Below are 20,993 nucleotides of genomic sequence, written 5' to 3'. Positions count from 1 at the left end.
CACATCCCCACACGCGGTGTCCCAGCGACGCCGCGCCTGGCCCCGACGGTTGGTCGCGGGCCGTAGTGTCGGACCATGAAGTGGCTGGTCCTCCTCGTCCTGGTCGCCGCTGTCGTGGCCGTGGTCGTCGTCGTCTCGAACCGCCGCAAGGCACGCGAGCTCGCTCGCCGCGAAGCCGAGCTCGCGCCGGTGCGCAAGCTGACCTTCGAGGACATCACCGCCCTCGGCGTCGACCTGCAGGAGCTCGACCTCGAGCTGACCGGGCACCAGCTCGACGCCGGCGCCAACGCCGACTACCAGCGCGCGCTGGACGCCTACGAGTCGGCCAAGCTGGCCGGCGACGCGCTCAGCGCCCCGCACGAGGTCAAGCACGTCACCGAGATCATCGAGGACGGGCGCTACGCGATCGCCTGCGTGCGCGCGCGGGTGCACGGCCAGCCGCTGCCGACGCGCCGCCCGCCGTGCTTCTTCGACCCGCGCCACGGGCTCTCGGTGGGCGACGTGCCCTGGACCCCCGCCGGCGGCGCCGAGCGCGACGTGCCCGCCTGCGCGCTGGACCTGGAGCGGGTGCAGGCCGGGGCCGCGCCGGACGTGCGCCAGGTGATGGTCGGCACCCAGCGGGTGCCGTACTGGCAGGGCGGTCGTGCCTACCAGCCGTACGCCGCGGGCTACTTCGGTGGCTTCGCCGCGATGGACTTCATGTTCATGGGGATGATGTTCGGGGCGTTCGGCGGCTTCGACGCGATCGGCGAGGTCGGCGAGGGGCTCGGCGACATGTTCGGCGGCCTGGGCGAGGGCCTCGGCGACATGTTCGACGGCTTCGACTTCTGAGCGCGCCTCGCGACGCGTTCCGGGGTGCAGGTCCCGCGGCGCCGCGCGCGGTCCTCGTGCTCCTGCTGGGCGTGCTCGTGGGCGCGCTGGCGCTCGCCGCGGTGGTCCCGGGCGCCTCGGCCGTGTCCTCGACGCCCCCGCCGGTGGCGGCCCCGACGCCGCTGCCGGTCGACACCGACGCCGACTACCAGCTCGGCGGCGTCCGCCCGGTGCCGGCGCGGGTGGGGATCGTGGTGCGCGACCGGCGCGCCGAGCCGGTGCCGGGGCGCTACAACGTCTGCTACGTCAACGGCTTCCAGACCCAGCCCGACGAGCGCGCCTTCTGGCGTGCTCGGCCGGGGCTGCTGCTGCGCGACGGTGGGCGTCCGGTGGCCGACGAGGAGTGGGGCGAGTGGCTGCTCGACCTGCGCACGGCCGCCACGCGCGAGCGCCTCGCGCGGATCGTCGGGCGCTGGACGCGCGGCTGCGCGCGGTCCGGGTTCGACGCGGTCGAGTACGACAACCTCGACTCCTTCAGTCGCAGCCACGGCCTGCTGACCCGTCGCCAGGCGCTCGCGTTCGCACGGCTGCTGGTGCGCGACGCCCACCGCGCCGGGCTGGCCGCCGGGCAGAAGAACCTGCCCGGCCTGCGCGGCACCCGGGTCGGCTTCGACTTCGCGGTGGCCGAGGAGTGCGGGCGCTACCGCGAGTGCGGGCGCTACGCCGCGTCGTACGGGCGTCGGGTGCTGGCGGTGGAGTACCGCGCGCGGGACTTCCGGCGCACGTGCCGCACCCGCGGGAAGGCGTGGGCGGTGGTGCTGCGCGACCGCGACGTGTCGCCGCGGGGCGTGCGGCGCTGGTGCTGAGGCCTGTGGTGGCGGGTCGTCAGGACGTCGTGAGGGAGGACTGCCGGGCCCGGTAGGCGGCGACGGCGTTGCGGTTGCCGCACGCCACCGAGCAGAAGCGCTTGGAGCGGTTGCGGGAGAGGTCCACGACGATGCCCTCGCAGTCCTCGTCGGCGCAGATGCCGAGGCGGTTCATCTCGTCGCCGCGGATGACGTCGATCATCGCCATCGCGGTCTCGACGCAGATCCGGGTCACCAGCGGGGCGTCGGGGGAGACCGCGTGCAGGTGCCAGTCCCAGGTGTCGTGGCGCACCAGCTGGGGGAGCGCCTCGCCGTCGCGCAGCATCGCGTTGACCAGCTCGACCGCCGTGTCGCGGTCGGCGGTGAGCAGCGCGCGCAGCCGCGGGCGCAGGGCGCGCACGTCGTCCAGCTCCGCGCGGGTGCCGTCGCGCCGCCCGGTGTACTCCCACTGCGCGTAGAAGTCGTCGAGGTCCTCGACCGTGGTCAGCGTGTCCGGCGCCAGGGCCGAGTTGGCCAGCGCCGCGGCCGTCTGCAGCGACACCGCCGTGTCATGAGCGAAGGGCATGTTGACACGTTACCCGCCACCGCCTAGCGTCACTGATCATGACGTCGATGACCCATGACAGCCCCACCGCGGTCCCGGTAGCAGCCGGGGGACGGCTGGCGGCCGGTCTGGGCTTCGCGCTCGTCTCCGCGCTCAGCTTCGGCATGTCCGGCTCGCTCGCGCGGGGGCTCCTTGACACCGGGTGGAGCCCGGGCGCCGTGGTCCTGGTGCGCGTCGGGCTCGCCGCGCTGCTGGTGCTGCCCTTCGGCCTGGTCGCGCTGCGTGGGCAGTGGAGGCTGCTGCGCAGGAACGCCGGCGTCGTGGTGCTCTACGGCGTGCTCGCGGTCGCGGGGGCGCAGTTCTGCTACTTCTCGGCCGTGCAGCACATGCAGGTCGCGCCCGCGCTGCTGATCGAGTACACCGCCCCCGCGGCCGTGGTGGTCTGGATGTGGCTGCGCCACGGCCACCGCCCCGGCCCGGTGACGCTGGTCGGGGCGGCGGTCTCCGTCGTCGGCCTGGCGCTGGTGCTCGACCTGTTCTCCGGCGCCGCGCTCAGCGTCGTGGGCGTGCTGTGGGCGCTCGGCGCGATGGTCGGGGCCGCGTCCTACTTCGTGATCTCCGCCGACGAGAGCTTCGGCCTGCCCCCGATGGTGCTCGCCGCGGGGGGCCTGGTGGTCGGCGCGGTCGTGCTCGGCACCCTGGCGGTGCTCGGCGTACTGCCGATGTCGGCGGGGACCGACCCGGCGCAGTACGCCGTGGGCGACGTCGCCTGGTGGGTCCCGCTCGTGGCGCTCGGCGTCGTGACCGCCGCGATCGCCTACACGACCGGCATCGCCGCCGGCCGCCGCCTGGGCTCCCGGCTGGCGTCCTTCGTGGCGCTGCTCGAGGTCGTGGCCGCGGTGGGCTTCTCCTGGCTGCTGCTGCACGAGCTGCCCGGCTGGATCCAGCTCGCCGGCGGCCTGCTGGTGCTCGTCGGCGTGATCGGCGTCAAGGCCGGCGAGCGCACGGTGGTCCGCGTCGAGCCGACGATCTGAGCGCCGGCGTACGGTCTCCGCGCCACCACGAGCGCCGACTCGCGCCACCACAAGGGCCGACTCGCGCCACCACAAGGGCCGACTGGACACACCACGAGCGCCGACTCGCGCAACCACAAGCGCCGACTCGGCGTACGAGTCGGCGCTTGGAGGTGGTGCGGGGTCGTGCGGGTCGGGCGGGGTCAGTCGTCGTCGCCGAAGCCGGCGACCACGTCGCGCAGCGAGGCGAGCTGGGCGGTGATGGCGTCGCGGCGGCGGCGCAGGCGGTCGAGCTCGGCGCGGGTGGCGGCGAGCTCGCGCTCGGCCTCGGCCTGACCGGTGGAGCTGATCGAGTCGGCCTGGCTGCGCGCCGACGTCACGATCTGCTCGGCCTCGCGGCGGGCGCGGACCAGGAGGGCCTCGGCCTCCGCCTGGGCGTGGGTGCGCTGCTCGGCGGCCTGGGTGTTGGCCTGGCGGGCCCGCTCCTCCGCAGCCGTGGCACGGGCCTCGGCCTCCTCGACCAGCTTGCGGGTCTCGGCGGTGGCGCTCTTGTGGAAGTCGGTGGCCTCGCGGGCCAGGCGCTCCTTCTCGACCGCCAGCATCCGGCGGGCCTCCTGCACCTCGCGGTCCGCGGCGGCGCGGGCCTGCTCGACCTCGCGCTGGGCGGAGGTCCGCAGCTCGGTGGCCTCCTGCTGGGAGGCCAGGCGCAGCTGCTCGGCCTCGCGGCGGGCGGAGGCGCGCAGGTCCTCGGCCTCGCTGCGGGCCAGGGCACGCTCCTGCTCGGCGTCGGCGACGGCGCGCGCCCGCTGCTCGTCGAGCTCCTGCAGCTGCACGGTGCGCATGTCCTCGGCCTCACGGGCGGCGTCGGCGCGGGTGGCCTTCGCGTCGCGCACGGCCTGCTCGCGGATCTCGGCGGCCTCGCGCAGCGCGGTCTCGCGGATCTCGCTGGCCTCCTCCTCGGCCAGGCGCAGCATGGCGCTGGCGCGCCCGCCCAGCCCGGCGTACGAGGGGTTCTCGGCCTCGGCGAGCTGCTCGCGCGCCTTCTCGAGCTCGGCCTGGAGGGCCGCGGTGCGCTGCTCGGCCTCGGCGAGGCCGGAGGCCAGCCCGGCGCGCTCGCTGGCGAGCTGGGCGACGCGGGCGTCGACGGCGCTCGGCTCGTAGCCGTTGCGGCGCACCACCGGGAACCGCTCGACCGGTGCGGCGGCCCGTGGCGCGCCGGGAGGAGGCGTGCCCGGACCCCCGGAGCCGGGGGGAGGGCCGGCGGGACGGGCGCCGGCGGTGGCCCCGGACGTCCCGGCGGGCCGGCTCGCGGTGACCGGGATGACCTGGGTCTTGTCGGCGTCCGGGGAGCTGCGCCGCTCCGGCTCGTCGTCGAAGATGGACAGGCCCTGGTCGCTCATCGAGTTCCTCTTCCACTGAGATCGGGTGGATCGCGGTCGCGCTGTCGACCGGTCCGACCGGGCGGTTCAGCGCAGTCCCCATCCTCCCCGATGGACGGTGAAGAACCCACCCGCCACCCCGACGACTCGAGGGGCGGATGGGTTCCTCGGCGCTGGTCCGGGCCCGACCTGCGCTCAGACGCCGCGGAAGCGGTTGATCGCGCTCTCGTGCTGGGCGCGCAACTCGGTGTTGCGCACGCCGAGACCCTCCTGCGGGGCCAGGCAGAGCACGCCGACCTTGCCCTGGTGCCTGTTGTGGTGCACGTCGAGGGCGGCCTGGCCGGTCTCGTCGAGCTTGTAGGTGCGCGACAGGGTGGGGTGGATGGCGCCCTTCGCGACCAGGCGGTTGGCCTCCCACGACTCGCGGTAGTTCGCGAAGTGGCTGGAGATGATCTTCTTCAGGTTCATCCACAGGTAGCGGTTGTCGTACTCGTGCATGTAGCCCGAGGTCGAGGCGCACGTGGTGATGGTGCCGCCCTTGCGGGTGACGAAGACGCTGGCGCCGAAGGTCTCGCGGCCGGGGTGCTCGAAGACGATGTCGATGTCCTCACCGCCGGTGAGCTCGCGGATCCGCGCGCCGAAGCGCTTCCACTCCTTCGGGTTCTGCTGGGTCCCCTCGTCGTTCCAGAAGCGGTAGTCCTCCTCGGAGCGGTTGATGATCAGCTCCGCACCCATCGAGCGCGCGATCGCCGCCTTCTCCTCGCTGGAGACCACGCAGACGGGGGTGGCGCCGCCGTTGAGGGCGTACTGCGTCGCGAAGCCGCCCAGGCCACCGGAGGCGCCCCAGATCAAGACGTTGTCGCCCTGCTTCATGTCGCCGCCGTTCTTGCTCACCAGCTGGCGGTACGCCGTGCAGTTCACCAGCCCGGGGGAGGCAGCCTCCTCCCAGGTGAGGTGCTCGGGCTTGGGCATCAGCTGGTTGGCCTTGACCATGGCGACCTCGGCGAGGCCGCCGAAGTTGGTCTCGAAGCCCCAGATCCGCTGCTCGGGGTCGAGCATCGTGTCGCTGTGCCCGTCGGGGCCCTCGAGCTCGACGGAGAGGCAGTGCGCGACGACCCGGTCGCCGGGCTTCCACTTGGTGACGCCGGGGCCGGTCTTCAGCACGACGCCGGACAGGTCGGAGCCCACGATGTGGTACGGCAGGTCGTGGCGCTTGCCCAGCGGCGAGGTGCGGCCGTAGCGCTCGAGGAACCCGAAGGTGGAGACGGGCTCGAAGATCGAGGTCCACACGGTGTTGTAGTTGATCGCCGAGGCCATGACCGCCACGAAGGCCTCGCCGGGGCCGAGCTCGGGCAGCGGCACCTCGTCCACGTGGAGGGACTTGCGGGGGTCCTTCTCCTTGCTGGACACCCCCTCGAACATGTCCACCTCGTCCTTGTGCACGGTCACGGCACGGTAGGACTCGGGGAGGGCCAGCGAGGCGAAGTCCTGGGGGGTCGCGTCGTCGGCCTGGATTGCGTCGAGGATGTTCTGCACGTGAGCTCCTAGGTCGGGTGGTGCCGCGAAGATACCCACGAGTAACCATCGGTGAACATGGGCTGTGGCGTAGGTCTCAGCGCGGCACCGGCGACCCCGGTCGCCCGCGGGTCCGAGCGGTGCTCAGTGCGCGGTCGCAGCGGGCTCCACGAGCTCGACAAGGACGCCGCCGGCGTCCTTGGGGTGCACGAAGTTGATGCGCGAGTCCGAGGTGCCGCGGCGCGGGGCGTCGTACAGCAGCCGCAGGCCGCGCTCGCGCAGGATCGCGCTGACCTGCTCGATGTCGGTCACCCGGTAGGCCAGCTGCTGCAGGCCCGGGCCGGAGCGGTCCAGGAACTTCGCGATCGTGGAGGTCTCGTCGAGCGGGGCGAGCAGCTGGATGCAGGAGCCGGAGTCGCCGACCGCCATCATCGCCTCGCGCACGCCCTGGGCCTCGTTGACCTCCTGGTGGGCCAGGCGCATCCCGAAGGTCTGCTCGTAGAAGGCGATCGCGGCGTCGAGGTCGGGCACGGCGATGCCGACGTGGTCGATGTGGGTGAACAGGTGGGCGGGGATGTCGAGGCTCGTCATGCCGACATGGTGACGGGTCGCCCCACGCCCCGCGACGGGTTGTGACAAGTGCCTCAGCAGGGGGCGACCGGACGTGTCTCGCCACCCCTGATCGACGTGGGTAGTGTCGCGGGCATCGCCTTCGACCGGTCCGACCGCGGCCGGCGACCACTGGAGGAACCACATGTCTGCAACTGTCATCGTCGCCGGGGCGCGCACCCCGATCGGCCGTCTCTCCGGCGGCCTGAAGGACCTCTCCGCCGCCGACCTGGGGGGCGTCGCCATCAAGGGCGCCCTGGAGAAGGCCGGCGTCAGCGGCGAGCAGGTCGACTACGTGGTCATGGGCCAGGTGATCCAGGCCGGTGCCGGGCAGAACCCCGCCCGCATGGCCGCGGTCGCCGGCGGCGTCCCGATGAGCGTCCCCTCGATCACCATCAACAAGGTGTGCCTGTCCGGCGTCAACGCGATCGCGCTGGCCGACCAGCTCGTGCGCGCCGGCGAGTGCGAGATCGTCGTCGCCGGCGGCATGGAGTCGATGACCAACGCCCCGCACTTCCTGCCGAAGTCGCGCGAGGGCATCAAGTTCGGCGACGTGAAGCTCGTCGACTCGATGGCCTACGACGCCCTCTTCGACCAGTTCACCAGCCAGGCGATGGGCCTGCTGACCGAGGAGTGCAACGCCGCGGCGCAGAACCTCACCCGCGCGGAGCAGGACGAGTTCGCCGCCCAGTCGCACCAGAAGGCCGCGCTCGCGTGGAAGAACGGCGTCTTCGCCGACGAGGTCGTGCCGGTGACGGTCAAGACCCGCAAGGGCGAGGTCGTGGTCTCCGAGGACGAGGGCGTGCGCGGCGACACCACCGCAGAGTCGTTGTCGAGGCTGCGCCCGGCCTTCAACAAGGAGGGCACCATCACCGCCGCGTCCTCCTCGCAGATCTCCGACGGCGCCTGCGCCGTGGTCGTGATGAGCAAGGCCAAGGCCGAGGAGCTCGGCCTGGAGTGGCTCGCCGAGATCGGCGCGCACGGCCAGGTCGCCGGCCCCGACTCCACCCTGCAGCTGCAGCCCGCCGCCGCCACCGCGAAGGCGTGCGAGAAGGAGGGCATCTCGCCCACCGACCTCGACCTGGTCGAGTTCAACGAGGCCTTCGCGGCCGTCGGCATCTCCTCGGCGCGCGAGCTCGGCCTCGACGACGCCAAGGTCAACGTCAACGGCGGGGCGATCGCCCTGGGCCACCCGGTCGGCATGTCCGGCGCCCGCATCGTGCTGCACCTCGCGCTCGAGCTGAAGCGCCGCGGCGGCGGCGTCGGCGCGGCGGCGCTGTGCGGCGGCGGTGGCCAGGGCGACGCGCTGATCGTCCGGGTCCCGCAGGCCTGACCCGCCTTGGTCCTCAGCGGCACCGGGGGAGGGAGCCGACGCCGGCAGGCGTCGGTCCCCGACCTCGTCGAGGCCGCCCGCGCCGGCCAGCCGCGCGCGGTGGCGCGCCTGGTGTCCCTGGTCGAGGACGCGTCGCCGCTGCTGCGTGAGGTGTCCGCCGCCCTGGCGCCGTACACCGGGCGCGCGCAGGTCGTCGGCCTCACCGGCGCCCCGGGGGTCGGCAAGTCCACCTCCACCAGCGCGCTCGTGCGCGCCTTCCGCGACGCCGGGCGCACCGTGGCAGTGCTCGCGGTCGACCCCTCCTCGCCGTTCTCCGGCGGGGCGCTGCTCGGCGACCGGGTGCGGATGTCCGACCATGCCGCGGACCCCGGCGTCTTCATCCGCTCCATGGCCGCACGCGGCCACCTCGGCGGGCTGGCCTGGTCCACGCCGCAGGCGATCCGCGTGCTCGACGCCGCCGGGTACGACGTGGTGCTGGTCGAGACCGTCGGGGTCGGGCAGAGCGAGGTCGACATCGCCGCGCAGGCCGACACCACGGTGGTGCTCCTGGCGCCCGGCATGGGCGACGGCATCCAGGCCGCGAAGGCCGGGATCCTCGAGATCGGCGACCTCTACGTCGTCAACAAGGCCGACCGCGACGGCGCGGAGCAGGTGCGCCGCGACCTGCGCTCGATGCTGGCCCTCGCCGAGCGCGACGAGCAGGCCTGGCGTGCGCCGGTCCTCGCGACCTCGGCGCGCAGCGGGACCGGGGTGGACGAGGTCGTCGACGCCCTCGAGGAGCACCACGTCTGGCTGCTCGACACCGGCGAGCTGGCCCGGCGCCGCGAGCGCCGCGCACGCGGGGAGATCGAGGCGATCGCGCTCACCACGCTGCGCGAGCGCTGGGGCGGCCTCGAGGGCCGTGCCGAGCTCGGCGAGCTCGCCGTGCGGGTCGCGGCCGGGGACTGCGACCCCTACGCGGCGGCCGACGAGCTGCTCGAGGCCGCGCACGCCTGAGCCGCGCGACGGAGCCATCGGGCCGGATGGGGTCGTCTTCCCTAGGATGTGGGCCATGACGCAGCAGCCGTTCTCCCGTCCCGGTGCCATCGACCTGTCGGCGCTGAAGCGACCGGCCCCGACCGCGCCTCCCGCGGGCGCCCCGGGCCCCGCGGCCGGCGGCTCCGCGGCGCCCGGCGCCAGCTCGGCGTACGTCGTGCAGGTCGACGAGTCGAACTTCCAGAGCACCCTCGAGGCCTCGATGACCGCCCCGGTCGTCCTGGTCTTCCACTCCTCCTCCCAGGCCGGGCCGGGGGACACCTTCGCCGCCGACGTCGCCGCGGTGGTGACCGAGCACGAGGGCCGCTTCCTGGCCGGGCTGATCGACGTCGACGCCACGCCGCAGATCGCCCAAGCCATGCAGATCCCGCAGGTGCCGCTGATGCTGGTGCTGCTCGACGGTCGTCCCGCGACCCAGCCGATCCCCGGCCCGATCCCGGTGGACGACCTGCGCGCGATGTTCACCCAGCTCGCCCAGCAGCTCACCGTCCAGGGCATCACCGACCGCCACCAGCCGCGTCACGTGGCCGCGGCGGAGGGCGAGGAGGAGCAGGTCGACCCGCGCTACGCCGCCGCGCAGGACGCGCTCGGCGACGGCGACATCGACCGCGCCGTGGCGGAGTACCAGAAGCTGGTCGACGCCAACCCCGCCGACACCGAGGCCGCTGCCGGGCTCGCGATGGCCAAGGTGCTCCAGCGCACCCAGGGCGTCGACCTCCAGGCGGCCCGCGCCGCCGCGGCCGCGAACCCCGACGACGTCGACGCCCAGACGATGGTGGCCGACCTCGACATGCTCGGCGGCCACGTCGACGACGCCTTCAACCGTCTCGTCGACCTGGTGCGTCGTACGGCGGGCGCCGAGCGCGCCCAGGCCCGCGACCACCTGCTCGGGCTCTTCGCGGCCGTCGGCAACGACGACCCGCGAGTGCTGCGGGGCCGCCAGAACCTCGCCTCGGCGCTGTTCTGAGCACGTGGTGGAGCAGCGCCCGGCGGTGAGCGTCGGGGGGCCCGGACAGCCGGGACGGCCGGGGCGGTCGGGGCTCGCAGGAGTGGCGGCCGGCTCGGGACCGGCACACCTCGTGCGCGGCTTCGGGATGTGGCGCCGGCGTCCGGGGCTGATGCTGCTCGGCTTGGTCCCCGCGCTGCTCGTGCTGCTGGCGCTGCTCGCGGCCTTCGTCGGGCTCCTCGTGGTGGTCGGCGACGTGGTCGGGTGGGCCACGCCCTTCGTCGACGACGCCTCGGCCACCGTGCGGCGGCTGGTGCGGGTGACCCTCGCCCTCGCCCTCGTGGCGGGGTTCGTGGTGCTCGCGGCGGCGACGTTCGTCGCCCTCACGCTGCTGGTCGGGGACCCGTTCTACGCGCGGATCTGGCGCGAGACCGAGACGCTGCTCGGCGGACCGGTGCCCGAGGACGAGGTGGGGCTGCTGCGCTCGATCGGCGACGGCGTCGCGCTGGTGCTGCTCGGCCTCGCGACGACGCTCGGGGTGGTCGCGGTGGGGCTGGTGCCGGTCGTCGGCACGCTGGCCGCGCTCGCGGGCGGGTTCTGCATCTCCGCCTGGTTCCTCGCCGGGGAGCTGCTCGGCCGCCCGCTGGAGGCCCGCGGCCTGGACCGCAGCGAGCGCTCCCGGCTGCTGCGCGGACACCGTTTCCAGGTGCTCACCTTCGGGCTGTCGGTGCAGGCCTGCTTCCTGGTGCCGCTCGGCGCCGTACTCGTGATGCCGGCGGCGGTGGTCGGCGCGACCACGCTCGCGCGGGACCTGGTCGAGGCCTGAGGTCCGCGCGCCGCCGCGGGTTTCCGAGGGCCTGTCGGTGGTCAGCCTGCACCCATGACCTCGACCTCAGAGACCGGAACGACCAGGCCGCTCCCGTACGACGAGCTGGCGGTGGTCACCTCCCGCCTCGGCCTGCTCGAGGGCGCCGAGGACGTCGTCGACGCCCTCGCGGACCTGGCCCAGGCGCAGGCGCGGCTCCTCCCCGACGGTCCCGCGACGGATGTCCGCGGCTCCTACGTCGGCGGCCACCCCTTCCTGCCGGCCGGGACGTCCTGGCCGACCGACGAGGCGGGGGCGCCGCTGGCGTTCGTGGCGCAGGTCAACTTCGCCGACCTCGCGGCGGCGCTGGCCGCCTCGGACGTCGCCCCGGCAAGCACGCGTGGCCTCCAGGAGCTCCCCGACAGCGGCCTGCTGCAGTGGTTCGTGCCCGCCGTGGAGTGCTTCGGGCTGTCCTTCGAGCACCGCGACCGCGCGTACGCCCGCTTCCACTCCGCCGAGGAGCTGACCCGGGAGGCGGCCCAGCCGGTCTCGGCCGCGGTGCCGGACACCGGGTCCGGTGAGTGGTCCTCCCCGCTCCTGCACCGCGACCGGGCCACCGCCGTCCGGTTCGTGGTGGAGAGCTCCCTGCCCGCGGTCACCGACCTGCACGAGGGCTATCGCCCCGAGCGCCTCGGCGTCCTGGGGGACGAGGACCGTCTCGAGCGCATCGGAGAGGCGGCCGGGTCCGCGTTCACCGATGTGTACGGCGGAGACACCGTGCCGGGTCAGGACGACCCGGAGGAGGAGCCGCCGGCGATCGGCGGCGGCGACAAGGTCGGCGGCTGGCCCTGCATCGTCCAGGGGGACCCGCGGTGCGCCGACGCGCAGGACCCGGCCGCCGCGGCGCCGGGTGCCGACACGCTGATCCTCCAGCTGGACTCCGACGAGGGGGTGTTCACCGAGTGGGGCGACAGCGGGATCTCCTGGCTCTTCGGCGACCCGGCTTCGTTGCGTCGCGGCGAGACCTCCTCGCTGTGGTGGTCCTGGGCCTGCTACTGAGCGGAGGCCCGTCGTACGCCGGCCGGGCACGCCACTTGCGCCGACTCGCGCAACCACGAGAGCCGACTCGGTGCACCACGAGAGCCGACTCGGTGCACCACAAGAGCCGACTCGGGGTTTCGGGGCGGTGGGGCACGGCTAGCCTTCCGGCATGCCTCGCCCTCTCGCTGCTCCGTCCCGTTCCCTCTCCCGCTCCGGTCTCCGGGTCGGAGCAGTGGCCTCCGCGGTCGCCTCGCTCGTGGTGGCGGGGACGATGCTCGCCCCGCCGGCGCAGGCGGCGTGGAAGAACGGCTCCTCGGCGAACGGCGCCAAGGTGCAGGTCTGCAAGGTCCCGCTCGACGGCGGCGACGTGCGGGTCCGGGTGCGCCTGGACAACCGCGCGACCGGCCGGACCTACACCGGCTCGCTCATGCGGCTGAGCGGCGGCTCGGGCAGCGTCACGGTCCGCGCCGCGGGCGGCACCATCTCGGGCACGAAGTCCCTGCGCGTGCGGCCGGGCCACCTGATGGGCACCGGCATCAGCGGGCCGGGCGTCGACCACGGCAGCGCGATCGGGTACGCCCGCAGCCTGCCCCGGTGCTGACCGGCGGAGCCCGAGCGGTCTCGACAGGCGCGACCGACGGCGCCGGTCAATGGGCCGCGACCAGCGCCTCCAGCACGGTGGTGAGGGCGGGGGAGTCAGTCATGCTGCGCCGGTGCGCCGCCAGCACCCGGCGCAGCGGCACCGGGTCGTGCAGCGGCACCGCGCAGAGGTCCGGCGCGAGCGGTGAGCGGCCCAGCCTCGGGATCAGCGCGATCCCGAGGCGCGCCCGGGCCATCGCCAGGTGGGAGTCGAACTCCCAGGACTCGTGGACCACACGGGGCGGGTGGCCGGTGCCGACGTACATCCGCTCCAGCCACTGACGGCAGATGCTGCTCGGCGGGGTGGCGATCCAGCCCTCCGCCACCAGCTCGGCCGGCGACAGCCGGTCCCGCCCGGCCAGCGGGTGCTCGCGGTGCAGGATCACGTCGGCCAGGTCGTCCGCGAGCGGCGTCAGCACGACGTGGTCCGGCACGCTCAGCGGTACGTCTCCCCACCGGTGCACCACCGCGAGGTCGGCGCGGTCGGTGGCGACCAGCTCGACGGCGTCCCACGGCTCGCGCTCGGACAGGGTCACCGAGAGATCGGGGTGGGCGTCGAGCACGTCGCGCACGACCGGCGCCACCAGCCCGCGCATCGCGGTCGAGAAGGTCGCCACCCGAAGCCGGCCCGCCACGGTCTGCGCCTGGCGGTGCAGTCCGCTCTCCAGCTCCTCGAGCCCGGCGAGCAGGGGGGTGCTGGACTCCACGAGGTGGCGTCCGTGGCGGGTCAGGATCACGCCGCGGCCGACCCGCTCCAGCAGCGGGACGCCGGTGCTGCGCTCCAGCCGTTTGACCTGCTGGGAGACCGCGGACGGGGTGAAGCCGAGCGCGCTCGCGGCCGCACCCACGGACCCGTGGGTCGAGACCGCGCGCAGCGCGAGGACGGCGTCGAGGTCGATCATGAAGCAACGCTAAACCAATTCATGCACGATCGTTCGCTGGTGCTGCACGGTCAAGGTCCACGAGGCTGGCGAGGTGAACCGACGAGACTCGCTCCTGGCCGCGCTGGTGGCCGCCGTGTGGGGCTTCAACTTCGTGGTCATCGACTGGGGGATGGGCGAGGTGTCGCCCCTGCTGTTCGTGGCCTGCCGCTTCGTGCTGGTGGTCTTCCCGGCGGTGCTGCTGGTGCCCCGGCCCGACGTGCCGTGGCGGGTGCTGGCGGCGGTCGGGCTGACGATGTCGATCGGCCAGTTCGGCTTCCTCTACGTCTCGATGGCCGCCGGGCTGCCCCCGGGCCTGGCGGCGCTGGTGCTCCAGGCCCAGGTGGTGTTCACCATCGTGATCGCCGCGGTCGCGCTGCGCGAGCGTCCGACGCGCGCCCAGACCGTGGGCGTCGTGATCGGGGCGACCGGCCTGGTCGTGGTGGCCCTGGGCCGTGGCGGGCAGGTCACGCTGGCAGCCCTGCTGCTGTGCCTGGCGGGTGCGCTGTCGTGGGGGATCGGCAACGTCGTCTCCCGGGCCGCCAAGGTGCCGGGTGGGCTCGGGCTGACCGTCTGGTCCGCAGTCGTGGTGCCGGTGCCGGTGCTCGTCGTGTCGCTGGTGCTCGACGGTCCCGCGGCGGTGGCCGACGGGCTGGGCGCGTTCGGCTGGCAGGCGCTGGTCTCGACGCTCTACACCGCCGGTCTCGCCTCGCTGGTGGGGTACGGGCTGTTCAACTCGCTGCTGGCCCGCAACCCCTCGGCGGCCGTCGTGCCGTGGGTGCTGCTGGCCCCGGTGGTGGCCATGGTGTCGGCCTGGGCGCTGCTGTCGCAGGTGCCCAGCGCGGGGGAGGCGCTCGGCGGGCTGCTCCTGGTCGTCGGCGTGCTGGTGGCGCTGCGCCCGCGCCGGGGGAGCGCCCCGGTGCCGGTGCCGGTGCCCGCGCCGGAGCCGGTGCCCGCCCGCGGAGCCGAGCGGGCCTGAGCCTCAGCGCCCGGACTCGGTGTACGCCGCGCCGCCGCGCTCGATGCTGGCCAGCGCGGCGGTGAGCCGGCGCAGGGTGAAGTCGGCGCAGCGCTCGGTGGCCTGCTCGACGGTGCAGAACTCCGCGGAGCGGATCTCGCGGGCCTGGTAGACCGCGCGCTCGAGGATCGCCGGGTCGTGGACGCCGCCGTCGAAGACGAGGCAGAGCGCGTCGTCCCAGCCGCTCCAGGGCGGCATCCAGTCGGTGAGGACCAGCGGACCGGGCTTCACGACCAGGCCGAGCTCCTCCTCGACCTCGCGGGCCGCGGCGAGCTGCGGGGACTCGCCGACCTCGACCACGCCGCCGGGAAGGTCCCAGTCCTTCTTGTAGGTCAGGTTGCACAGCAGCACGCGACCGGCGGTGTCGCGCAGCAGCATCTGCCCGATCGCGCGCTTGCGGGGCAGGAAGGAGTTCAGCAGCGAGCGGAAGCTGGTGGGGTCGCTGACCGGCGGGTCGTCGGCGAGGCGGGCCAGCACGACGTACTCGGTCGCGGCCGGCTGCTCGCCGGTGCCGGCGACGACGCGGCGCACGCCCTCGCGGCGCAGGCCGGCGCGGCTGGCGACGCGCAGCGCGGACTCGTTGGCGGGCTCGATGCGGGCCTCGACCCGGGTGAGGCCCAGGCCTCCCTGGCCGACCGCGGTGAGCGCCCAGTCGGCGAGCACGCGCACCGCGCGGGTGGCGTGGCCCTGGCCGCGGTGGCCGGCGTAGAGCACCCACTGCAGCTCGCCGGTGGTGTCGTCGTCGACGCGCACCTGGCACCCCCCGACGAGCCGGCCACCGGCCTCGATCGCGTAGCCGATCCGGTTGGTGGTGCTGAACCGCTCGGTCCAGATCCGGATGGCGCGCCGGTGCTGGTCGGCGCTCGGGCCCTCCTCGACGCCGAGCCAGTGCAGCACGGGTTCGTCATGGCCTGCGATCGCGACCTCGACGTCGGACTCGCGCCACGCACGCAGCGTGACCGTCCCGTCGGTGAGGCTGGGCTGCTCGGTCACGCCGCAACCCTAGCCACGCGGCGAAAGGTCCGGTCGCCCGGACCGGGTCCGACCGGCCCCGCACGCGCGGGACCGGCCGGGACCGCTCAGTCCGTGCGGCGGAACCACACCGTCGCGAGCGGCGGAACCACGATGTCGGCGTGCGCCGGCTGGCCGTGGTGGGCGCCCTCCGTGCCGGTGATGCCGCCGAGGTTGCCCACCCCGGACCCGGTGTAGGTCGAGGCATCGGTGTTGAGGACCTCCTCCCACCGCCCGGTCGCGGGCAGGGCGAGGCGGTAGTCGTGGTGCGGCACCGCGGCGAAGTTCGCCACGCACACCAGGTCCGGCTCGCCGGGGGCCCGGCGGACGAAGGAGAAGACGTTGTGCTCGGCGTCGTCGGCGTCCAGCCAGGCGAAGCCGGCGGGCTCGTGGTCCTGCGCCCACAGCGCCGGCGTCTCGGTGTACGTCGTGTTGAGGTCGCGCACCAGCGAGTGGACGCCGCGGTGCTCGGGGTGGTCCAGCAGCCACCAGTCCAGCTCGCGGGACTCCGCCCACTCCGACTCCTGCCCCATCTCGGCGCCCATGAACAGCAGCTGCTTGCCGGGGTGGGCCCACATGAAGGCGAGGTAGGCCCGCAGCGCGGCGAGCTGCTGCCAGCGGTCGCCGGGCATCTTGCGCAGCAGCGAGCCCTTGCCGTGGACGACCTCGTCGTGGCTGATCGGGAGCACGTAGTTCTCCGACCAGGCGTAGACCAGCGAGAAGGTCATCTCGCCGTGGTGGTGCACCCGGTGGACCGGGTCGTGCTGCATGTAGCCCAGCGAGTCGTGCATCCAGCCCATGTTCCACTTGAAGCCGAAGCCCAGGCCGCCGGCGGAGGTGGGCTGGGTGACGCCCGGCCAGGAGGTGGACTCCTCGGCGATGGTGGTGACGCCGGGGATCCGGCGGTAGACGGTGGCGTTCATCTCCTGGAGGAACTCCACCGCCTCGAGGTTCTCGCGCCCGCCGTGGATGTTGGGCGTCCACTCGCCCTCCTCGCGGGAGTAGTCGAGGTACAGCATCGAGGCGACGCCGTCGACACGCAGCCCGTCGGCGTGGAACTCCTCGAGCCAGTACACGGCGTTGGCGTAGAGGAAGTTGCGGACCTCGCGGCGCCCGAAGTTGAAGATGTGCGAGCCCCACTCGCGGTGCCAGCCGCGCTGGGGGTTGGGGTCCTCGTAGAGCGGGGTGCCGTCGAAGCGCACCAGTGCCCACTCGTCGGTGGCGAAGTGGCCCGGCACCCAGTCCAGGATCACGCCGATCCCGGCCTGGTGCAGCTTGTCCACGAGCAGGCGGAAGCCGTCGGGGTCGCCGAAGCGCGCGTCCGCGGCGAAGTAGGAGGTGACGTGGTAGCCCCACGAGCCGCCGAAGGGGTGCTGCATCACCGGCATCAGCTCGACGTGGGTGAAGCCGAGCTCTGCGACGTACGCCGGCAGCTCCTCGGCCAGCTGCGCCCAGCTGCGGTCGCGGCGCCAGGAGGCGAGGTGCAGCTCGTAGGTCGACATCGGGCGGGACACGGCCTGCTGGTCGCGGCGCGCGTCCATCCACTCCGCGTCGCCCCAGGTGTAGGTGGACTCGAAGACCCGCGAGGCGGTCTTGGGCGGCTCCTCGGCCCAGGCGGCCATCGGGTCGGCCTTGTCGCGCCACACCCCGTCGGCGCCGAGCACGGCGTACTTGTAGGAGGCCCCGGAGCCGATGCCCGGCACGAAGAGCTCCCACACCCCCGAGGTGCCGAGCTGGCGCATCGGGTGCTCGCGGCCGTCCCAGGCGTTGAAGTCGCCCTTGACGCGTACGCCGTGCGCGTGCGGCGCCCACACCGCGAACGAGGTGCCGGTGACCTCGCCGAGCACGCCGGGGTAGTGGCGCACGTGGGCGCCGAGCACCTCCCACAGCTGCTCGTGGCGGCCCTCGTTGACCAGGTGCAGGTCCATCTCGCCGAGGGTGGGCAGGAACCGGTAGGGGTCGTCGACCAGGATCGGGTCGCCGTCGTAGGCCACCGAGATCCGGTAGTCGGGCACCTCGGCGACGGGCAGCACGCCCACCCAGACCCCCTCGTACTCGTGCTCGAGGCGGGTGGCGGCGTGGCCGTCGGGGGTGGCGTGCTGGATCGTGACCGAGGAGGCGAGCGGGCGCAGGACACGCACCGTGACCCCACCGTCGTGGGGGTGCGCGCCCAGGATGCCGTGCGGGTCGCCGTGCTCGCCGCGCACGAGCAGGTCGAGCTGGTCGCGGTCCACGGGACGCCGGGCGGGTCGGTGGGCGGGGGTGCTGGTCATGAGGCCTCGATCCTCGCGATGGCGGTGAGGGGGATGGTGACCCAGGTGGGGCGGTTGCGCGTCTCGTAGATCGCCTCGTAGACGGCCTTGTCGGCGACGTAGGCGTCGAGCAGGAGCTGCTGCTCCGGGCTCAGCGGACCGCCGGCGTAGGCGTCGAGGAAGTGCTGCTTGTTGCGCTCGGCCCACTCCTCGGCGCGGTAGGCGCGCTGCGCGACGCCCTCGGGGTCCTCCTCGGCCAGCGAGCGGGCGACCACCTGGGGCGCGTAGTCGAAGGAGCGCAGCATCCCGGCGACGTCGCGCCAGGGGGAGTCGGGCAGCTGGCGCTGCGCGAGCGGCTTCGCGGGCTCGCCCTCGAAGTCGACGATCTTCCAGCCCCCGGAGGTGCGCACCGTCTGGCCCAGGTGCAGGTCGCCGTGCACGCGCTGCACCTCGATCGTGCCCAGCGCGGACAGCCGGGCGTACGTCGCGCGCAGCGCCTCGGCGTACGGCTCCAGGGCGGGTACGACGGCGAGCGCGTCGGTGAGGCGCTGCGTCATCGCCTCGCCGAGGTCGGCGGCGGAGCCCTCCGGGCTGGTGCCGAACGCGGTCGCCAGCGTGGTGTGCACCTCGCGCAGCGCCTCGCCGAGGCGGGCGGACTCGCCGGCGAAGTCGCCTCCGACCTCGTGGGCGTGCAGGTCGGCCTCGGCGAACAGGTCGCGCACGCTCGTCAGGGCCAGGTCCCAGCCGTCGGTCCCGGCACGCAGGAACTGCTGGAGCATCGCCAGCTGGAGCGCCGGGGCCTCCGGACCGCCGAGGTCGTCGGGCGCGTCGGGGTCGGTGGGCCCGTGCGGGCCGTCGGGGTCGCGCCACTCGACCCAGCCGTACAGCGCCGCGACGTGCTCGGAGCCGGCGCGGGTGAGCGCCTCGTGGACGGTGATGTCCGGGTTCGCGCCGGGAGTGACCTTGCGGAACACCTTCATGGCGGCGTGGTCGCCGAAGAGCACGGTGGAGTTGGACTGCTCACCGGAGAACAGCGAGGCGGTCGCGTCGGGGTCCAGGTCGTGCCCGGGCGTGCGGTGGAAGGTCAGGCCGGAGCCCGGGTCGGTCCAGACCCCGCCCTCCACCGGGACGGCCCCGACGAAGGTGCGCAGCCAGGCGGCCATCGCCTCGCGGTCGTGCAGCGCGTCGTAGGCGTGCACCCAGCCGTGGCCCGGCTCCTCCCACCAGCCGATGAAGGCGTGGTCGAGGCGCTGGACCGGCTCGGCGTACAGCGTGAGCGGCACCTGGTAGAGCTCGGTGGCCGGCTCGCCGCCGGCGGTGTCGGCGTAGGTGAGCTCGACGAGGTGGTTGACCACCCGCGGCTCCCCGCTGGCCCCCGGGACGTCGCCGAGGCGGCGGATCCCGGTGACGGTGAAATCGCGTCCCTTGCCGGCGAACCACCGGGTCTTGACGAGGTAGTCGGCGAAGACCTCGGGGTCGAGATGGGTGCTGGCGTGCCTGGACTGGGGAGTCACAGCAGCGTCGCCTCCTCTGCGTTGTCGGGTTCGGAGAGCCGGAACCAGTAGAAGCCGTAGCCGCTCAGGGTGAGCAGGTACGGCAGCTCGCCGATGCGGGGGAAGGGCACGCCGCCGAGCAGCTCGACCGGCACCATCCCCTCGAAGCGGCGCAGGTCCAGCTCGACCGGCTGGGGGAAGCGCGAGAGGTTGTGCACGCAGACGATGACGTCGCGGCGCCCGTCGCCCTGGTCGTGCTCACGGGCGTAGCTGAGCACCGAGGAGTTGGACCCGCCCAGGTCGACAAAGGAGCCGAGCCCGAACGCCGGGTGGCTGCGCCGGGCGTGGATCATCCGGCGCGTCCAGTGCAGCAGCGAGGAGGTGTTCTCCAGCTGCGACTCGACGTTGACGGACTGGAAGCCGTAGACCGGGTCCTGGTTTAGCGGGAGGTGCAGCTTGCCCGGGGTGGCCGAGGAGAACCCGGCGTTGCGGTCCGGGGTCCACTGCATCGGGGTGCGAACACCGTCGCGGTCACCGAGCCAGATGTTGTCGCCCATGCCGATCTCGTCGCCGTAGTAGAGGACCGGCGACCCGGGCAGGGAGAGCAGGAGCGCGCAGAACAGCTCCATCTGGTTGATGTCGTTGTCGAGCAGCGGCGCCAGGCGCCGGCGGATGCCGATGTTGGCCTTCATCCGCGGGTCCTTGGCGTACTCGTTCCACATGTAGTCGCGGTCCTCGTCGGTGACCATCTCGAGGGTCAGCTCGTCGTGGTTGCGCAGGAAGATGCCCCACTGGCAGCCGCTCGGGATCGGCGGCGTCTGGTCGAGGATCTCCGTGATGGGGAAGCGCGACTCGCGGCGCACCGCCATGAAGATGCGCGGCATCACCGGGAAGTGGAAGCACATGTGGCACTCGTCGCCGCCGGACTCGTAGTCACCGAAGTAGTCCACGACGTCGGAGGGCCACTGGTTGGCCTCGGCGAGCAGCACCTTGCCGGGGTAGTTCTCGTCGACGAAGCGACGCACCTTCTTGAGCAGGTCGTGGGTCTCGGGGAGGTTCTCGCCGTTGGTCCCGGGCCGCTCGTAGAGATACGGCACGGCGTCGAGGCGGAACCCGTCGAGGCCCATGTCGAACCAGAACGCGATCGCCTCGAGGATCGCGTCGTGGACCGCGGGGTTGTCGAAGTTCAGGTCCGGCTGGTGGCTGAAGAACCGGTGCCAGTAGTACTGCTGGCGCACCGGGTCCCAGGTCCAGTTCGACGGCTCGGTGTCGACGAAGATGATCCGGGCGTCGGAGTAGAGCTCGTCGGTGTCGGACCAGACGTAGAAGTCGCCGTACGGCCCGTCGGGGTCCTCGCGGCTGGCCTGGAACCACGGGTGCTGGTCGCTGGTGTGGTTCATGACGAAGTCGATGATCACGCGGATGCCGCGGGCGTGCGCCTCGTCGAGGAAGTGGTGGAAGTCCTCGACCGTCCCGATCTCGGGGAGGATGTTGGTGTAGTCGGAGACGTCGTAGCCGCCGTCGCGCAGCGGCGAGGAGAAGAACGGCGGCAGCCACAGGCAGTCCACGCCGAGCCACTGCAGGTAGTCCAGCTTCTCGGTGAGACCGCGGAAGTCGCCGACCCCGTCGCCGTTGGAGTCGCGGAAGGACCGGACCAGCACCTCGTAGAACACCGCCGTCTTGAACCAGTCCGGCGTGGGGGCCTGGTCGTCGGGGAACGGGTCGCCCTCCGGGCTCTGGCCCATCGGGCTGAGGTGCACCCCC

At 73.4% G+C, this 20,993-nt stretch carries 19 protein-coding genes; 10 read left to right on the top strand and 9 right to left on the bottom strand.

Annotated elements, in window-relative coordinates:
* Positions 1–75: 75 nt before the first annotated feature.
* Together HOQ23_RS16795 and HOQ23_RS16790 are read left to right on the top strand one after the other, a co-directional pair.
* Complete coding sequence (locus tag HOQ23_RS16795) at positions 76–831, top strand: hypothetical protein (protein WP_172215927.1); 756 nt, start codon at positions 76–78, stop codon at positions 829–831.
* A gap of 56 nt (positions 832–887) precedes the next feature.
* Positions 888–1,676 carry an endo alpha-1,4 polygalactosaminidase gene (locus tag HOQ23_RS16790; protein ID WP_172215925.1) on the top strand — a complete coding sequence of 263 codons (789 nt, stop codon included), beginning with the start codon at positions 888–890 and terminating at the stop codon, positions 1,674–1,676.
* 19 nt (positions 1,677–1,695) lie between these two features.
* Here HOQ23_RS16790 and HOQ23_RS16785 read toward each other — a convergent pair whose 3' ends face one another.
* Positions 1,696–2,241, bottom strand: coding sequence for a CGNR zinc finger domain-containing protein (locus HOQ23_RS16785; protein ID WP_172215923.1), 546 nt, complete (start codon positions 2,239–2,241; stop codon positions 1,696–1,698).
* 47 nt (positions 2,242–2,288) lie between these two features.
* On the opposite strand from HOQ23_RS16785, the gene HOQ23_RS16780 reads away from it, so the two are divergent.
* Positions 2,289–3,254: a DMT family transporter gene (locus HOQ23_RS16780; RefSeq protein ID WP_216654328.1), complete on the top strand. Its 966-nt coding sequence runs from the start codon at positions 2,289–2,291 to the stop codon at positions 3,252–3,254.
* Positions 3,255–3,436: 182 nt separating this feature from the next.
* Here the strand turns inward: HOQ23_RS16780 and HOQ23_RS16775 are convergent, their stop codons facing one another.
* The 3 genes from HOQ23_RS16775 to mce form a co-directional block, all read right to left on the bottom strand.
* Positions 3,437–4,633, bottom strand: a complete 1,197-nt coding sequence (locus tag HOQ23_RS16775; RefSeq protein ID WP_172215919.1) for a hypothetical protein — start codon at positions 4,631–4,633, stop codon at positions 3,437–3,439.
* 174 nt (positions 4,634–4,807) lie between these two features.
* Positions 4,808–6,148, bottom strand: coding sequence for a crotonyl-CoA carboxylase/reductase (ccrA, locus tag HOQ23_RS16770; RefSeq protein ID WP_172215917.1), 1,341 nt, complete (start codon positions 6,146–6,148; stop codon positions 4,808–4,810).
* 123 nt (positions 6,149–6,271) lie between these two features.
* Positions 6,272–6,718: a methylmalonyl-CoA epimerase gene (gene mce / locus HOQ23_RS16765; protein ID WP_172215915.1), complete on the bottom strand. Its 447-nt coding sequence runs from the start codon at positions 6,716–6,718 to the stop codon at positions 6,272–6,274.
* 163 nt (positions 6,719–6,881) lie between these two features.
* Here mce and HOQ23_RS16760 point away from each other — a divergent pair, with 163 nt between their 5' ends.
* From HOQ23_RS16760 to HOQ23_RS16735, 6 genes are all read left to right on the top strand, one after another.
* Positions 6,882–8,069, top strand: a complete 1,188-nt coding sequence (locus tag HOQ23_RS16760; RefSeq protein WP_172215913.1) for an acetyl-CoA C-acetyltransferase — start codon at positions 6,882–6,884, stop codon at positions 8,067–8,069.
* Between the two features lie 6 nt (positions 8,070–8,075).
* Positions 8,076–9,065: a methylmalonyl Co-A mutase-associated GTPase MeaB gene (gene meaB, locus HOQ23_RS16755; RefSeq protein ID WP_172215911.1), complete on the top strand. Its 990-nt coding sequence runs from the start codon at positions 8,076–8,078 to the stop codon at positions 9,063–9,065.
* Between the two features lie 55 nt (positions 9,066–9,120).
* A complete protein-coding gene (locus tag HOQ23_RS16750; protein WP_172215909.1) occupies positions 9,121–10,071 on the top strand; it encodes a tetratricopeptide repeat protein in 951 nt (316 codons plus the stop codon).
* A 112-nt stretch (positions 10,072–10,183) separates the two neighbouring features.
* Entirely contained in the window at positions 10,184–10,876 is a 693-nt protein-coding gene (locus tag HOQ23_RS16745; RefSeq protein WP_172215907.1) for an EI24 domain-containing protein, read from the top strand.
* Positions 10,877–10,930: 54 nt separating this feature from the next.
* On the top strand, positions 10,931–11,914 hold the full coding sequence (locus tag HOQ23_RS16740; RefSeq protein WP_172215905.1) for a DUF1963 domain-containing protein: 984 nt from the start codon (positions 10,931–10,933) through the stop codon (positions 11,912–11,914).
* Positions 11,915–12,065: 151 nt separating this feature from the next.
* A complete protein-coding gene (locus HOQ23_RS16735; protein WP_172215903.1) occupies positions 12,066–12,497 on the top strand; it encodes a hypothetical protein in 432 nt (143 codons plus the stop codon).
* Between the two features lie 46 nt (positions 12,498–12,543).
* Here HOQ23_RS16735 and HOQ23_RS16730 read toward each other — a convergent pair whose 3' ends face one another.
* The gene (locus HOQ23_RS16730) at positions 12,544–13,437 is read right to left on the bottom strand and encodes a LysR family transcriptional regulator (protein ID WP_172215901.1); all 894 of its coding nucleotides are present in this window, start codon (positions 13,435–13,437) and stop codon (positions 12,544–12,546) included.
* Positions 13,438–13,510: 73 nt separating this feature from the next.
* On the opposite strand from HOQ23_RS16730, the gene HOQ23_RS16725 reads away from it, so the two are divergent.
* Positions 13,511–14,434: an EamA family transporter gene (locus HOQ23_RS16725; RefSeq protein ID WP_172215899.1), complete on the top strand. Its 924-nt coding sequence runs from the start codon at positions 13,511–13,513 to the stop codon at positions 14,432–14,434.
* 3 nt (positions 14,435–14,437) lie between these two features.
* Here HOQ23_RS16725 and HOQ23_RS16720 read toward each other — a convergent pair whose 3' ends face one another.
* The 4 genes from HOQ23_RS16720 to treS all read right to left on the bottom strand — a co-directional run bounded on the left by HOQ23_RS16720 (position 14,438) and on the right by treS (position 20,974).
* Complete coding sequence (locus tag HOQ23_RS16720; RefSeq protein WP_172215897.1) at positions 14,438–15,466, bottom strand: NUDIX hydrolase; 1,029 nt, start codon at positions 15,464–15,466, stop codon at positions 14,438–14,440.
* An 86-nt stretch (positions 15,467–15,552) separates the two neighbouring features.
* Positions 15,553–17,757, bottom strand: a complete 2,205-nt coding sequence (glgB, locus tag HOQ23_RS16715; RefSeq protein WP_172215895.1) for a 1,4-alpha-glucan branching protein GlgB — start codon at positions 17,755–17,757, stop codon at positions 15,553–15,555.
* Positions 17,754–19,250, bottom strand: a complete 1,497-nt coding sequence (locus tag HOQ23_RS16710) for a hypothetical protein (RefSeq protein ID WP_172215893.1) — start codon at positions 19,248–19,250, stop codon at positions 17,754–17,756. The genes glgB and HOQ23_RS16710 overlap by 4 nt, the downstream gene beginning before the upstream one ends.
* Complete coding sequence (treS, locus tag HOQ23_RS16705) at positions 19,247–20,974, bottom strand: maltose alpha-D-glucosyltransferase (protein WP_172216035.1); 1,728 nt, start codon at positions 20,972–20,974, stop codon at positions 19,247–19,249. The genes HOQ23_RS16710 and treS overlap by 4 nt, the downstream gene beginning before the upstream one ends.
* Between the last annotated feature and the right edge of the window lie 19 nt (positions 20,975–20,993).

Source organism: Nocardioides sp. zg-DK7169 (genome assembly GCF_013155365.1).
GTDB lineage: Bacteria > Actinomycetota > Actinomycetes > Propionibacteriales > Nocardioidaceae > Nocardioides.
The sequence above is the reverse complement of the archived record's forward strand: the minus strand, read 5'-3'. Positions and strand labels throughout refer to the sequence as shown.